The following is a 16,789-nucleotide window of genomic DNA, read 5'->3' as shown; positions in this document are numbered from 1 at the left end:
GGGACATCGAGAAGCCGTCGCCCGCGATGTGGTGCACGACCACCACGAGCACGTGCTCGGTGGCGTCCTCGCCGCCGACGCGGAACAGGCGGGCGCGCACCGGAACCTGTTCGGCCACATTGAAGCCCAGTGTGGCGAAGGCGGTCACGGTGGCGGTCACGTCCTCGGCCGCGACGGTGACCGGCCGCAGGTCGAGGGCGATCTCCTCGGCCGGGACGACCACCTGCATCGGGGTGCCGCCGTGCTCCGGGTACCGGGTGCGCAGCGACTCGTGCCGGCGGACCACGTCCGCGACCGCGAGTTCCAGTGCGGCGGTGTCGAGTTCACCGGTGAGGCGGATGGCCAGCGGCAGGTTGTAGGCCGCCGAGGAGGTGTCGTACTGGTTCAGGAACCACATGCGCTGCTGCGCGAACGACAGCGGCGCCAGCTCCGCTCCACCTCCCTGCGCTTCGGGAGCCCTCGTCCGGGCCACCAGCTTGGCGCGCGAGGCGCCGTCGGCGTGCGATTCGATGCGGGCGGCCAGGGCCTCGACCGTGGTGGCCTCGAACAGGGTGCGCACCGCGACCGTGGTGTCCAGGGCCGCGCCGATGCGCGACACCACCCGGGTGGCGATGAGCGAGTTGCCGCCCAGATCGAAGAAGTCGTCGTCCAGGCCGACCCGCGGTAGATCCAGGACCTCGGCGAAGACGGCGGCGACCGTCTCCTGCACCGGGGTCTCCGGGGCGCGGAAGGCCCGCGCCTGCGCGGCCGGAGCCGGAAGCGCCCGGCGGTCCAGCTTGCCGTTGACGGTCAACGGGATTCCGTCCAGCACCACGATGGCCGACGGGACCATGTAGGACGGCAGCAGCTCGGCCGCGCCGTCGCGGACCGCGTCCACGGCCGGCGCGACGCCGTTCTCCGGCACCACGTAGGCCACGATGCGCTGATCGCCCGGCTGGTCCTCGCGCACGATGACCGCGGCCTGTGCCACGCCCGGCTGGGCGAGCACGGCGGACTCGATCTCACCGAGCTCGATGCGGAAGCCGCGCACCTTGACCTGGTCGTCGGCGCGGCCCAGGTATTCCAGCTCGCCGAAGCGGTTCCAGCGGGCCACGTCGCCGGAGCGGTACAGCCGCTCGCCCGGGATACCGAAGGGACTGGCCACGAAGCGGGCCGCGGACAGGTCCGGGCGGCCCAGGTAGCCGCGCGCCAACTGCGGTCCGGCGACATACATTTCGCCCGCGACACCGACCGGCACCGGGTGCAGGCGGTCGTCGAGGACGTAGACGCGCAGGCCCGCGATGGCCCGGCCGACCACCGAACCGGTGGCGGCGGCGATGGTGTCGGCATCGAGCACGCGCACGGACACGTGCACGGTGGTCTCGGTGATGCCGTACATGTTCACCAGGTACGGCGTGGAATCACCGTGGCGGGCAACCCAATCCGACAGGCGGCGCAGCTCGAGCGCCTCACCGCCGAAGACGACGTAGCGCAGTGCCAGCGACTGCTGGTCACCGGCGGCGGTATCCGATTCCCGGCTCGCCGAGGTAGCGATCCGGTCCGCCTCGGCCAGCTGGTAGAAGGCCGACGGGGTCTGGTTGAGCACCGTGACCTGTTCGCGGCGCAGCAGTTCCAGGAACTGCTCGGGCGAGCGGGAGACGTAGTAGTCGACCACGACGAGCTTGCCGCCGTAGAGCAGCGGGCCCCACAGCTCCCACACCGAGAAGTCGAAGGCGTAGGAGTGGAACAGGGTCCACACGTCGTCGGGGCCGAAGCCGAACTCGCGATCGGTGTTCGCCATGAGCCGCACCACGTTCCGGTGCGCCACGGCCACGCCCTTGGGGCGGCCGGTGGAGCCGGAGGTGTAGATCACGTAGGCGACGTGGTCCGGGCGCAGCGCGGACCGGCGTTCGGCGTCGGTGACCGGCCCGTCGGCCGCGTCCACGATATTGCCCGCCTCCAGCGAGAACCCGTCCAGCAGTATGGTGTTCAGCCCGGCCGCCGCTCCGCCTCCCCGCGCTTGCTCGACCTGCACGGTCGAGTCGGTGATCACGCTGGTCGGCCGCGCGTCCGAGAGCACGTAGGCGATGCGGTCGGCCGGGTAGGTGGGATCGATCGGCACGTAGCCCGCACCGGTCTTGATCACGGCCAGCAGCGCCACCACCAGATCCGCCGAACGCGGCAGCAGCACCGCGACCAGCGATTCCGGTCCCGCGCCCTCGCCGATCAGGCGGCGCGCCAGCACATTCGCGCGACGGTCCAGGTCGAAGTAGGTGAGTTCCTCGTCGCCGAAGCGCACCGCGACGCGCTCCGGATTCGCGGCCACCGCCAGGTCGAACAGGCTCGACAGGGTGGCGTCGGCCGCCACGAACGGACTGGCCAGGGCGGCCAGCGGGTTGGCCAGGCGCTCGGCGGACGCGCCCAGCGCGAGCAGGGCGGCGGCCTCGGGCGCGATGCCCGAGGTGCCCTCGGCGACAGCGCGTTCGGCGTCGGCGACCGCGGCCCGCGCGGTCTGGGCCAGGGCGACGATGTCCTCGCCCGCGGAGACCCAGTGCTCGGCCACATTGTGGCGCTCGCCCTCGCCCAGCAGGTCGATATCGCCGATGAGCGCGGCCGGATCCTCGGCGACCGCGCGCAGGATGCGGACCAGGCGCTCGGCGAAGGAGATGACGGTCTCGGCGTCGAACAGATCGGCGGCGTAGTTCCAGGACAGGCCCAGCGAGCCGTCGGCGCGCTCGCTCACGGTGAGCTGGACGTCGAACTTGGCGGTGCCCGGGTCGAATTCGACGACCTCGAGTTCCAGGCCGGGCAGCGCGACCGCCGCGGCGTCCTTGGCCCCGGCGGCCTCGAAGGTCAGCGCTACCTGGAACAGCGGGTGGTGCGCCTGCGAGCGGACCGGGCTGAGCACGTCGACGAGACGCTCGAACGGCACGTCGGCGTGCGCGAAGGCGGCCAGGTCGGTGCGGCGCACCTGGGCCAGCAGGTCGCGGAAGGCGGCGTCCGGCCGCACCTCGCTGCGCAGCACCAGGGTGTTGACGAACATGCCGACCAGGTCGTCCAGCGCACGTTCGCCGCGGCCCGCGATGGGGGTGCCGATGGCGATGTCGGTGGCGCGGGACAGGCGCGCGGCCCAGGTGGCCAGGGCGGCGTGCACCAGCATGAACAGGGTGACGTCGTGCTCGCGGGCCACGCCGGTCAGGGCGCGGTGCAGCTCGGCGTCGATCGAGAAGTCGTAGGTGCCACCGGCATTGGTGGCGATCTCCGGCCGCGGACGGTCGGCGGGCAGCTCGATCTGCTCGGGCAGGTCGGCCAGCCGGTCGGTCCAGTAGGCGATCTGCTGGGCCGCCAGGGACTCGGAATCGGTTTCCGCGCCGAGGATCTCGCGCTGCCACAGCGTGTAGTCGGCGTACTGCACCGGCAGCGGCGACCACGCCGGGGCCTCGCCGGTGCTGCGGGACAGGTAGGCGGCCACCACATCCCGCAGCAGCGGGCGCAGCGAGACGCCGTCCGCGCTGATGTGGTGCAGCACCAGCACGACGACGTGCTCGTTTTCGCTGAGGCTGAGCACGGTGGCGCGGAACGGCAGTTCGCGGGTGACGTCGAAGAACACGCTCGCGAGCTGGGTGATGCGGGCGGTCAGGTCGGCCGCGGTGACGGTCTCGGTCCGCACCTCGAAGTCGACCTCGGACAGCGGCAGGATGCGCTGGTACCCGTCGCCCTCGACCTCGGGGTAGATGGTGCGCAGCGACTCGTGGCGGGCCAGCACGTCGCCGATGGCGGCGGTGAAGGCGGCCGGGTCGATCGCGCCGGTGAGCTTCAGCGCCACCGGGATGTTGTTGACCGCGGTGCGGTTGTCGAAGCGGTTCAGGAACCACATGCGCTGCTGTGCGAGCGACAGCGGCACCAGCTCCGGGCGCTCCCGGGCGGCCAGTGCCGCGCGGGCGCCGGTGCCGACGCGCGATTCCAGTTGCGCGGCAAGGGAAGCCACGGTGGTGGCCTCGAACAGCGCGCGCAGCGGGATGTCGGCGTCCAGGGCGGCCGACAGGCGCGCGATCACCTGGGTGGCGATGAGCGAGTTGCCGCCGAGTTCGAAGAAGTCGTCGTCCAGGCCGACCCGGTCCAGGCCGAGCACGTCGGCGATGGTGCCGGCGACCGTCTGCTGCACCGGCGTGGCCGGGGCGCGGTAGGTCTTGGCGGCGAAGGTCGGCGCGGGCAGCTGCTTGCGGTCCAGCTTGCCGGAGGCATTGAGCGGGAAGGCGTCCAGCACCATGAAGGCGGCCGGGACCATGTAGGCCGGAAGCTGCTCGGACAGTTCGTCCTTGACCGCGTCGAGGTCGAGATGACCGTCGGCGGCGATCAGGTAGGCGACCAGCTGATCGCCGGTGCGCTCGTCGGTGCGGACCACCACCACGGACTGAGCGATCGACGGCAGCGCGGTGAGCGCCGACTCGATCTCGCCGAGCTCGATGCGCAGACCGCGCAGCTTCACCTGGAAGTCGGTGCGGCCCAGGTACTCCAGCTCGCCATGCCCTGTCCAGGTGACCAGGTCACCGGTGCGGTACATGCGGGCGCCGGCGCCGAAGGGGTTGGCCACGAAACGATCCGCGGTCAGGTCGGGGCGCGCCACATAGCCGGTGGCCAGCTGATCGCCCGCCAGGTACAGCTCACCCGCGACACCCACCGGAACCGGCTTCAGACGCGAATCCAGCACGTACACCTGGGTGTTGAAGACCGGCGCGCCGATCGGCACCGAGGCCAGGTCGGCGTCGGTGACCTCGTGGAAGGTCACGTCCACCGCGGCCTCGGTGGGGCCGTACAGGTTGTGCAGGCGAGCGCCGGTCAGTTCGCGCAGCTTCTGCGCGGTCGGCGCGGGCAGGCCCTCACCGGAGGCGAAGACATTGGTCAGGCTGACGCAGTCGGCCGCGGCCGGCTCGGCCACGAAGACCGCCAGCATGGACGGCACGAAGTGGGTGACCGTGACGCCCTCGCGGACGATGATCTCGGCCAGGTAGGCCGGATCGCGGTGGCCGTCCGGCTTGGCGACGACCAGGCGCGCGCCGACCTGCAAGGGCCAGAAGAACTCCCACACCGACACGTCGAAGGTGGCGGGAGTCTTCTGCAACACCACGTCGTAGGCGGCCAGCCCGTACTGGGCGTGCATCCAGACCAGACGGTTCACGATCGCGGCGTGGCTCACGGCCACACCCTTGGGGCGGCCGGTGGAGCCGGACGTGAAGATCACGTACGCGGTGTTCTGCGGCCGCAGCGGCGAGCGGCGTTCGGCATCGGCGACCGGGGTGTCGGCGAAGCCGGACAGGTCCAGCTCGTCGATCCGGACCTGGCGCGCGTCAACGCCTTCCAGGTCGTCGCCGGAGGTCAGCACGCAGACCGGCTGTGCGGTCTCGAGGATGTACTGGGTGCGCTCGGCCGGGTGATCCGGATCCAGCGGCACGTACGCGCCACCGGCGATGGTGACGGCGTACATGCCCGCGACCAGGTCGATGGAGCGGCGCATGCCCAGTGCCACAAAGGATTCCGGTCCCACGCCCTCGGCGATGAGCCAGCGCGCGAGCTTGCGGACACGGGCCGCGAACTCGGCGTACGACAGACTTGCCCCCTCGAAGGTGACCGCAGTCGCCTCGGCGGTCAGCGCAACCTGCGCCTCGAACAGCGAAACCAAGGTCGCCGCAGCGCCTTCGGAGATCTCCGGCAGTGCGGTGTCCAGCTCGAACGCGGTCTCGTTCCAGCCGACCAGCAGCTGGCGGCGTTCGGCCTCGCTCAGCAGCTCGACATCGCCGACCAGCTGGGTCGGGTCCGCGGCCACGGCGGTGAGCATGGCGACGAAGCGCTGCGCGAACACATCGGCGTACTGCGCGTCGAAAAGGTCAGTCGCGTAGACGAGTTCGGCATCCATGGCCGCGATGTCCGATTCGCGGCCCGCCGCGGCACCATCGATGACCTCGCTCAGCGTCAGCTGCAGATCGAACTTGGCCGACTGCTGGTCGATGGCCAGCTCGGACACGCTCAGACCCGGTAGCTCCAGCGAGGTGCGACCCAGATTCTGGAACGACAGCATGACCTGGAACAGCGGGTGCCGGGCCTGCGAGCGGGCCGGGTTGAGCACCTCGACCAGCCGCTCGAACGGCACGTCCGCGTGGGCGAAGGCCTGCAGATCGCGCTCGCGCACGGTCTTCAGCAGGTCGGTGAAGCTGGTGGCGGGATCGACCGGCGACCGCAGCACCAGGGTGTTGACGAACATGCCGACGAGATCGTCGAGGGCCTGCTCGCCACGGCCCGCCACCGGAATGCCGACCGCGATGTCCTCGGTGCCGCTCAGGCGCGCCAGCAGCGCGGCGAAAGCACTGTGCACCACCATGAACAGGGTGGTGCCATTGGACTGCGCCACCCGGTTCAGCCCGGCGATGAGCTCGCCCGGCACCTGGAACCGGTGAGTACCGGCGTCGTAGGACGCGACGGCCGGGCGCGGCTTGGCCGACAGGCGCAGCTCGTCCGGCAGGCCGGAAAGGGTGCCGCGCCAGTAGTCGAGCTGCTCGGTGATGAGCGAGCGCGGATCCTCTTCCGAGCCCAGCGTTTCCCGCTGCCACAGCGCGTAATCCGCGTACTGCACCGGCAGTTCGGTCCAGCCCGGGGTCTCGCCGTTGCTGCGCGCGATGTAGGCGGTCATCAGGTCGCGCACCAGCGGGTTCATCGAGAAGCCGTCGGCGGCGATGTGGTGGGCCACCAGCACCAGCACGTGATCGTCGGCCGCGAGGCGATAGGCGCGCAGGCGGACGGCGGTCTCGGTGGTGACGTCGAAGCCGCGGGCGGCGAAATCGTAGACCGCGGCGAACAATTCGCCCTCGGTCACGTCCAGCACATCCAGCTCGGGGATGGCACGGCCGGTGGGCAGCACCTTCTGGTAGGCGACGCCCTCGTGCGACGGGTAGAGGGTGCGCAGCGACTCGTGCCGCGCCACCACGTCGGCGATGGCCCCGCGCATGGCGTCGAGATCCAGTGCGCCGGTGAGTCTTACGGCCGCCGGGATGTTGTTGGCGGCCGACTCCGGATCGAACCGGTTGAGGAACCACATACGCTGCTGCGCCAGCGACAGCGGCGGGTACTCCGGCCGGGACCGAACCGTGAGCGCTTGGCGCACACCGGTTCCCGCGTGCGACTCGACGCGGGCGGCCAGCGCGGCCACGGTCGGGGCCTCGAACAGCACGCGCACGCCGATCTCGGCGTTGAGCGCGGCGGCCAGGCGGGCCACCACCTGGGTGGCGACCAGCGAGTTGCCGCCCAGCTCGAAGAAGTCGTCGTCCACGCCGACGCGCTCGACGCCGAGCAGGTCGGCGAAGATCTGCGCGATGATCTCCTCGATCGGGGTCGAGGGGGCGCGGAAACGCTTGGCCTCGAAGACCGGCGCGGGCAGCGCCCGGCGGTCCAGCTTGCCGGAGGCGTTGACCGGGAAGGCGTCCAGCACCACGAGCGCGGCCGGGACCATGTAGGCGGGCAGCGAGCCGCTCAGCGCGGCCTTGACCGCGTCGACGTCGACGACCGCCTCGGCCGCACGGACCACATAGCCGACCAGCTGGTCACCGGCGTGCGCATCGGTGCGCACCACCACGACCGACTGGGCGATGGCCGGCTGCGCCAGCAGCGCGGCCTCGATCTCGCCGAGCTCGATGCGCAGACCGCGCAACTTCACCTGGAAGTCGGTGCGGCCCAGGTAGTTCAGTTCACCGTCGGCGGTCCAGGAGACCAGGTCGCCGGTGCGGTACATGCGGTCACCGGAGACGAACGGGTTCGCGACGAACCGATCGGCGGACAGGTCGGGGCGGCCGAGGTAGCCGCGCGCCAGCTGATCGCCCGCCAGATAGAGCTCACCCGCGACACCCGGCGCGACCGGGTGCAGGCGGGCGTCGAGCACGTAGGTCTCGGTGTTCCAGACCGGGCGGCCGATCGGCACGAACACGGTGTCGGTGTCCACGACCTCGTGGTAGGTGACGTCGACGGCCGCTTCGGTCGGGCCGTACAGGTTGTGCAGCCGCGCACCGGTGAGCTCGCGCAGCTTCTGCGCGGTCGGCGCGGGCAGCGCCTCACCCGAGGCGAAGACCTGCCGCAAACGCGGTGCGGGGACCGAGGAGTCGCCGTTCTCGTTGCCGAGGGTGGCGACGAACACCGACAGCATCGACGGCACGAAGTGGGCGGTGGTGATGCCGGTCTCGGCGATGACCTGGGCCAGGTACACCGGGTCGCGGTGGCCGTCCGGCCTGGCGACCACCAGGCGGGCGCCGGTCTGCAGGGGCCAGAAGAACTCCCAGACCGACACGTCGAAGGTGGCCGGAGTCTTCTGCAGGACAGCGTCGTTCGCGTCGATCGGGTACTCGTGCTGCATCCACAGCAGGCGGTTCACGATCGCGCCGTGCTCGACCGCGACACCCTTCGGGCGGCCGGTCGAACCGGAGGTGAAGATGACGTAGGCCGTGTGCTCCGGCCGGATCGCCTGTCCCCGTTCGGCATCCGTGATCGGCGCGTCGGAGTAGGCCTCCAGGTTCAGCGTGTCGACCTCGAGCACCGGCACATTGCGGCCGGTGACGAAATCGTCGCGGCTGGTGGTGAGGATCGCGACCGGGCGGGCGGTGTCGAGCACGTAGTCGATGCGCTCGTCCGGCTGATCCGGATCCAGCGGCACGTACGCGCCACCGGCCTCCAGCACCGCGTACATGGCGACGACCAGATCCAGCGAGCGCCGGATGGCCAGCGCCACATGCGATTCCGCGCCCACGCCCTGGGCGATGAGCTTGCGGGCCAGCTGATGCACCCGCGCCGCGAACCCGGCGTAGGACAGACCCGTCCCCTCGAATTCCACGGCGGGCGCATCAGGGCTGGTCAGAGCCTGTGCTTCGAACAGCGAAACCAGCGTCGCGGCCTCGCCCTCCGGCAGCGCGGGCAGCACTCGCGCCAGGTTGAACGCGGTGTCGTTCCAGTCGTCGAGCACCCGCTCGCGCTCGTCGGCGACCAGCAGGTCGATATCGCCGAGCGGCCGGTCCGGGTCCGCGACAACGGCCGCCAGGATCAGGTCCAGGCGGTGCGCGAAGGCCGCGATGGTGGGCTCGTCGAAAAGGTCCAGCGCATAGGAGATCTCGGCGGACATACCGGCGTTCTCGCCGTGGTCGTCCTGCGCCTCCTGCAGGGTCAGCTGCAGGTCGAACTTGGCCAGGCGGGCGTCGTAGTCGATGCCGTTGACCGAGAGCCCGGGCAGTTCCAGGCTGGCCTGCCGGGTGTTCTGGAAGGTCAGCATGACCTGGAACAGCGGGTGGCGGGCCTGCGAGCGGGCCGGGTTGAGCACCTCGACCAGCCGCTCGAACGGCACGTCCGCGTGCGCGAAGGCGTGCAGGTCGGTGTCGCGGGAGCGGGCCAGCAGATCGGCGAAGGTCTCGCTGCCGTCCACCTCGGTGCGCAGCACCAGGGTGTTGACGAACATGCCGATCAGGTCGTCGAGCGCGGCCTCGCCGCGGCCGTGTACCGGGGTGCCGATGGCGATGTCGCCGGTCCCGGACAGGCGGGCCAGCAGCACCGCGAGCGCACTGTGCATGACCATGAACAGCGAGGCATTGTGCCGGCGGCCCAGATCCACCAGCGCCTGCTGGGTTTCGGCGGAGATGGCGAACGGGTAGGTGCCACCCTGGTAACTGGCCACGGCCGGCCGCTGCCGGTCGGCGGGCAGCACCAGCTCGTCCGGCAGATCGGCGAGCGCGTCGGTCCAGTAGCGGATCTGCTTGGCGATCAGCGAATCCGGGTCGTCCTCGGAACCGAGCACCTCGCGCTGCCAGAGCGCGTAGTCGGCGTACTGCACCGGCAGTTCCGCCCAGGCCGGGGCCTCCCACGAGGTGCGCGCGGCGTAGGCGACCATGACGTCGCGGGCCAGCGGGCCCATGGACCAGCCGTCGGCACTGATGTGGTGGACCACCATCCCGAGGATGTACTCGGTCTCGCTGATCTCGAAAAGCGCGGCGTGCAAAGGCACTTCGTCGGTGACGTCGAAGGCCATGGTGGCCAGCTCGACCAGGTGGTCGATCAGATTCGACTCGGTGACCGGCACCGGCGTCAGGTCGGGCACGATCTGCGCGGCGTCCAGCACCCGCTGCACCGGGCCGTGCGCGGTCTCCGGGAAGACGGTGCGCAGCGACTCGTGGCGGTCGATGACATCGATGACCGCGACCTGCAGGGCCGCGATATCGAGCTCACCGGAGAGCCGGATGGCGACCGGGATGTTGTTCACCGCCGAGGCGGTGTCGAAGCGGTTGAGGAACCACATGCGCTGCTGCGCCAGCGAAAGCGGGACCTCGCTGGGCCGCTCGCGGGCCACCAGGGCCTTGCGGCCGCCGTCGCCGACGTGCGATTCCACCCGGGCCGCCAGGGCTTCCACGGTGGCGGCCTCGAACAGCATGCGCACCGGCACGCGGGTGTCGAGGGCCGTGCCCAGCCGGGTAGCCACCTGGGTGGCGATCAGCGAGTTGCCGCCCAGTTCGAAGAAGTCGTCGTCGACGCCGACCCGGGCGATGCCCAGCACCTCGCCGAAGATCTGGGCGACGATCTCCTCGATCGGCGTTGTGGGAGCACGGAATTCGCGCACCTCGAAGCGCGGCGCGGGCAGCGCGCGGCGGTCCAGCTTGCCGGAGGCGTTCACCGGGAACGCGTCCAGCACCATGATCGAACCCGGCACCATGTAGGCGGGCAGGGTGCGCTGCAGCGAGGTCTTGACGCCGTCCAGATCCACCGGGCCGCCGGCCACGATATAGGCGACCAGCTGATCGCCGGCCACGGTGTCGATGACCAGCACCACGGCCTGCTGCACCTTGGGGTGGTCCAGCAGAGCGGTCTCGATCTCGCCGAGCTCGATGCGCTGGCCGCGGAACTTCACCTGGAAGTCGGTGCGGCCGATGTAGTCGATCACGCCCGGGTCGTTGTGGTTCCAGCGCACCAGGTCACCGGTGCGGTACAGGCGCGAACCCGGCTCGCCGTAGGGATTGGCGACGAAGCGCTCGGCGCTCAGGTCCGGGCGGCCGAAGTAGCCGCGCGCCACCTGGACACCGCCCAGGTAGAGCTCACCCGGGACACCCGCGGGCACCGGGCGCAGGCCCTCGTCCAGCACATAGGTCTGCGCGTTCCACACCGGGCGGCCGATGGGCACCGAGGCGACCACGGGCGCGTCGATGGGCGCGTAGGTGGCGTGCACGGTGAACTCGGTCGGGCCGTACAGGTTGTGCACGGCCGCGGTGGAGAAGCGGCGGAAGGCGGTCACGGTGGCCGGCGGCAGCGCCTCACCGGCGACCAGCACCGCACGCAGCGACAGGCATTCGGCCGACGAGGCGCTGGAGGCGAACACGCTCAGCATGGACGGCACGAACGAGGTCATGGTGACCCGGTGCCGGCCGATGACCTCCGACAGATACATCGGATCGCGGTGGCCGTCCGGCGCGGCGATGACCTGCTGCGCGCCCACGGCCAGCGAGCCGAACAGCTCCCACACCGAGACGTCGAAGGTGACCGGCGTCTTCTGCAGGATCACATCGGTGTCGTCGATGTCGTATTCGCGGGTGATCCAGGCGATCTGGTTGAGCACCGCGGCATGCGGGATGGCCACGCCCTTGGGGCGGCCGGTCGAGCCGGAGGTGAAGAGCACGTAGGCGGCATTGGCCGGCCGCAGCGGCGCCAGCCGGTCCGCGTCGGTGACCGGGGCGGCGCTGTAGTCGCCCAGATCCAGCGAATCCAGGTGCAGCACCGGGCAATCCGAGGTTTCCACCGCATCGTCGGCGGTGGTGAGCAGCACCACCGGTTCGGCGGTGCGCAGCACGTAGTCGGTGCGCTCGGCCGGGTGGTCCGGGTCGATCGGCACGTAGCCGCCGCCCGCGGTGAGGGTGGCGTAGATGGCGACCAGCATGTCCACCGAGCGGCGGATGCCCACCGCGACCAGGGACTCCGGACCCACGCCGGCGTCGATCAGCCGGCGCGCCAGGCGATTCACGCGCGCGGAGAACTCCGCGTAGCTCAGCTCCTCGGCGGGGCCGAACATGCTGCCGCTGCGCTCGCCCGGATCGAAGATCAGCGCGGTGGCGTCCGGCCGGATCCGCACCTGCCGCTCGAACAAGTCGAGAACGGTTGCGGCGGAGGGGAGTTCGCGCGCGGTGTGGTTCCACGCGTGCAGCACGGTCTCGCGCTCATCGGCGTCGAGGACGTCGATGTCACGCACCACGGTGTCCGGTGCGGCAACGGCGGTTTCGAGCACGCGCAGGTAGCGCTGCCCGAACTCGGCCACGGTCGAGGCGTCGAACAGATCGGTGGCGTAGGACAGCACCACCGCCAGCCCGGCCGGCTCACCGGCCAGGCCGCGCTGCTCGGTCAGCGTCCACTGCAGGTCGAACTTGGCGATGTCGACCTCGAGCTCGTCCGCGGAGACGGTGAGGCCGGGCAGCTCCATGGAGCCGTGCGACATCTCCTGGAACGACAGCATGACCTGGAACAGCGGGTGCCGGGCCTGCGAACGGGTCGGGTTGAGCACCTCGACCAGCCGCTCGAACGGGACATCGGTATTGGCGAAGGCAGCCAGGTCGGTCTCCCGGGTGCGGGCCAGGAAGTCGGTGAAGCGCTGAGCCCCATCCACCTCCGAACGCAGCACCAGGGTGTTGACGAACATGCCGATCAGGTCGTCGAGCGCCTGCTCACCACGACCGGCGACCGGGGTGCCGATGGCGATGTCGCTGGTGCCCGAGAGCCGGGCCAGCAGCACGGCCAGCGCGCTGTGCATGACCATGAACAGCGAAACGCCCTGGGCGCGCGCCAAACCCGCCAGCCGGGTGTGCAATTCGGCCGGAATGTCGAAGGTGACGCGGGAGCCGTGGAAGCTCTGCACCGGCGGACGCGGCCGGTCGGCCGGCAGGTCCAGCTGGTCCGGCAGCCCGGCCAGCGCCCCACGCCAGTAGGCGATCTGACGGGCGGCCATGGACTCGGCATCGGATTCCGAACCGAGCACCTCGCGCTGCCAGATGCTGAAGTCCTGGTACTGCACCGGCAGCGGCGCCCACGCGGGTTCCTGACCGGCCACGCGGGCCAGGTAGGCGGCGGTCATGTCGCGCGAGAGCGGCCCGAACGAGAAGCCGTCCGCCGCAATGTGATGCACCACGAAGGCGACGGCGAGATCGACCTCGCCGGCATCGAGCACCGCAGCACCGGCGACCCGGAACACGCGCACGCGAATCGGCAGCTGGGTCGAGACATCGAAACCGGCGGAGGCGAATTCCGCCAGCGCGGACGGCAATTCGGCCTCGGCGAGATCGATGACCTCGATGCCCAGCTCCACCTCGGACATCGGCAGCACCTGCTGGAAGCCGCCGTCGCCGGACTCGGGGAAGATGGTCCGCAGAGACTCCTGGCGCGCGACCACATCGGCGAGCGCCAGCTGCAGGGCCTCGATATCGACCTGTCCGCGCAACCGCACCACGAACGGCAGGTTGTAGGTGGGGACGTTCGGGTCGAACTGGTTGAGGAACCACATGCGCTGCTGCGCCAGCGACAGCGGCACCCGGTCCGGGCGCTCCTGCGCCACCAGCGGAGTACGCGAGACATCGGACGGCCCAGCGGCTTCCACCCGCGCGGCGAGGCCCGCCACGGTGGGGGTCTCGAACAGCGCGCGCACACCCAGGCGGGTGCTGAACGCGGCCGAGATGCGGGCCACCACCTGGGTGGCGACCAGCGAGTTGCCGCCCAGATCGAAGAAGTTGTCGTCGACGCCGACCCGGTCGTGGCCGAGCACATCGGCGAACACGCCCGCCACGATCTCCTCGGCGGCGGTGCGCGGCGCGCGGTAGCCGGCGGCATCCGCGCTGAACACCGGCTCCGGCAGGGCCTTGCGGTCCAGCTTGCCGGAGGTGTTGAGCGGGAAGGCGTCCAGCACCATGATCGACGCCGGAACCATGTAGGACGGCAGCTTCTCGGCGGCGAAACGGGTCAGCTCGGCCGGATCGATGGACAGCCCGGGGACCGGGACCACGTACGCGACCAGCTGCTGACCGGTGGCCGTGTCCATGACCAGGACGGCAGCCTGGCTGACGGTCGGGTGGGCCAGCAGGTCGGTCTCGATCTCACCGAGCTCGATGCGCTGACCGCGGAACTTCACCTGGAAGTCGGTGCGGCCGATGTACTCCAGCGCGCCGGACTCGTTCCACCGCACCAGGTCACCGGTGCGGTACATGCGTTCGCCCTTGGGCGACAACGGGTTCGCGACGAAGCGATCCGAGGTCAGATCGGGACGGCCCTTGTACCCGCGCGCCAGCTGACGGCCCGCTAGGTAGAGCTCACCCGCGGCGCCGATGGCGGCGGGCCGCAGCCGCGAATCCAGAACGTAGACTTCGACATTCCACTCGGGCAGACCGATCGGCACCGTGACGGTGTCGGCGGCGGTGTTCTCCCAGTAGGTGACCGAGACCGCGGCCTCGGTGGGGCCGTACAGGTTGTGCAGCCCGGCCGAGGTGATCTCGCGGAAGCCCGCGCCGGTCTCCGGCGGCAGCGCCTCACCGATCACGAAAACGTACTTCAGCGAGGCACACTGGGCCCGGGTGGCGTGCGCGACGAAGACCGTCAGCATGGACGGCACGAAGTCGGTGACCGTGACGCCGTGGCGCTCGATCATCTCCGCCACGTACAGCGGATCGCGGTGGCCGTCCGGGGTCGCCACGACGAGCTTCGCGCCCACCAGCAGCGGCATGAAGTAGCCCCACAGCGACACGTCGAAGGTGGTGGCGGTCTTCTGCAGGTAGACATCGTCTTCGGTGAGCGGATACTCGTCGAGCATCCACAGCTCTTGATTGACGATGGCGTGGTGGGTGACGGCGACGCCCTTGGGGCGGCCGGTCGAACCCGAGGTGTAGATGACGTAGGCGGTGTTGTCCGGGCGCAGCGGGGCCAGGCGATCCGCATCGGTCACCGGCTCCGCGGAGAAGCCGGAGACGTCGAGCGTGTCGATCTCCAAGCGGCGCACGGACTCCGGGAGCTCGAGCTCGTCGCGAGCGGTGGTCAGCACACAGACCGGTGCCGCGGACTCGAGGATGTAGGCGGTGCGGTCGGCCGGGTGATCCGGGTCGATCGGCACGTAGGCGCCACCGGCGCGCAGCACCGCGTGCATGCCGACGACCAGGTCGAGCGAGCGGCGCATGCCCAGGGCGACCAGCGATTCCGGGCCGACGCCGTCCGCGATGAGGAAGCGGGCCAGGCGATTGACGCGCGCACCGAACTCGGCGTACGTGAGCTGCTCGCCCTCGAACTCGACGGCGACATTGTCCGGGGTCAGCGGAATCTGCTTGTCCAGCAACGCCGGCAGCGTGGTGACCGGCACCTCGTGCGCGGCGGAGTTCCACTCCACCAGGGTGCGGGCGCGCTCGGCCGCGGTGGTGATGGGCAGGCCCCAGACGGGCTGCTCCGCCCCCGCCGCCAGGAAGCGGTCGAAGAACTCCAGGAACCGCGCGTGGTGACGCTCGGTCTCGTCCGCGGAGTACAGGTTGGGGTTGGTCTCGAAATCGATGTGATTCCGGGTGCCCTTCACCGACTGGTAGAAGTTGACGCCCAGATCCTCGATGGAACCGGTGGACAGCACGCTGTATTCACCGGTGATGTCACCGAGTACGACCTCGTTGTGGAACAACATGATGTTGACCCACGGGCCGAAGAACTGCGAACCCACCTCGCCGCCGGTGAACTCGCCACTGGAGTCACGGCGAATGTCCTCGGCGCGGTAGCGCTGGTGACGCAGCGCGCCCGACACCTCGACCTGCACCTGCTTGAGCAGCTCGGTCACGGTCACGCCGTGGCCGACGCGCAGGCGCAGCGGCACGATGTTCGAGGCGGCGCCGCCGGAGCGGCGCATGATCGCGGTGGTGCGCGCGGTCACCGGGAGGCTGAGGATGACGTCCTCGCTGCCGGTCCACTGCGCGAGATAGGCGGCGAACCCGGCGATGAGCAGACCCGCGGGCGACGACTCGTGACGCGCCACGGCGTCGTCCAGCAGCGAGCTCTGGTCCTCGCTGAGCGCGCCCGTGGCGATCCGGTTGATGGCGGCCGGCGGCGCGGAGCGGCCGACCAGGCTGGTGCCGTCCTCGAGCCCGGCGACCCGCTCGGCCCAGTACTCCTTGTCCGACTTGAAGCGGCTGCTCTCGCGGTAGGCGAATTCCTGCTCGACCAGGGTGGGCAGGTCGGTCAGCTTGTGCGGCGCGGGCTCGACGCCCCGCACGTACGCGGTGTACAGCTCGGCGACGCGAGTCATGTAGGTCACCGCGCCGAAGCCGTCCAGCACGATGTGGTGGATGCGCGCGTACCAGTAGTAATGGCCGTCGGCCAGCTTCAGCATGGCCGTGCGGATGAGGCGGTCCCGGGTGAGGTCCAGCGGGGCGCTGTAGTCGGCGCGCATCCAGGCCTGGGCCGCGGCGGCCGGATCGGCCTCATCGGTCAGATCGACGTGGTAGATGGTGCGGTCCAGCGAGTGGTCCACCATCTGCATGGGCTCGCCGTCACGCTCGACGATGCGCAGGAAGCCCGACCCGAACTCCTCCGAGCCGTGGACCATGGCGCGTTCCAGCAACTCGAGGTCGAGTTCGCCGCGCAGTTCCACGTACTGGGCGATATTGATCGGGACCTGCGGGTCCAGGTGCTGGGCATACCAGATGCCGAGCTGCGCCGGCGACAGCGGGAAAAGTTCGCCCGATCCCGGTGCGATTTCGCTGCCAGCTTCGCCGATGCCGCCGAAATCCAGCCGGTCCAA

Annotated in this window: 1 protein-coding gene (running past one end of the window); it reads right to left on the bottom strand. The window is 70.4% G+C overall.

Annotated elements, in window-relative coordinates; translation table 11 throughout:
* Positions 1-16,789 carry the start of a non-ribosomal peptide synthase/polyketide synthase gene (locus tag ACFXKA_RS06760; protein WP_379426415.1) on the bottom strand. The gene continues 27,491 nt to the left of window position 1, outside the view, so the window shows 16,789 of its 44,280 coding nt (coding positions 1-16,789); the start codon lies at positions 16,787-16,789; its stop codon lies off the left edge, out of view.

Source organism: Nocardia sp. NPDC059228, from assembly GCF_042754245.1.
GTDB lineage: Bacteria > Actinomycetota > Actinomycetes > Mycobacteriales > Mycobacteriaceae > Nocardia.
The sequence above is the reverse complement of the archived record's forward strand: the minus strand, read 5'-3'. Positions and strand labels throughout refer to the sequence as shown.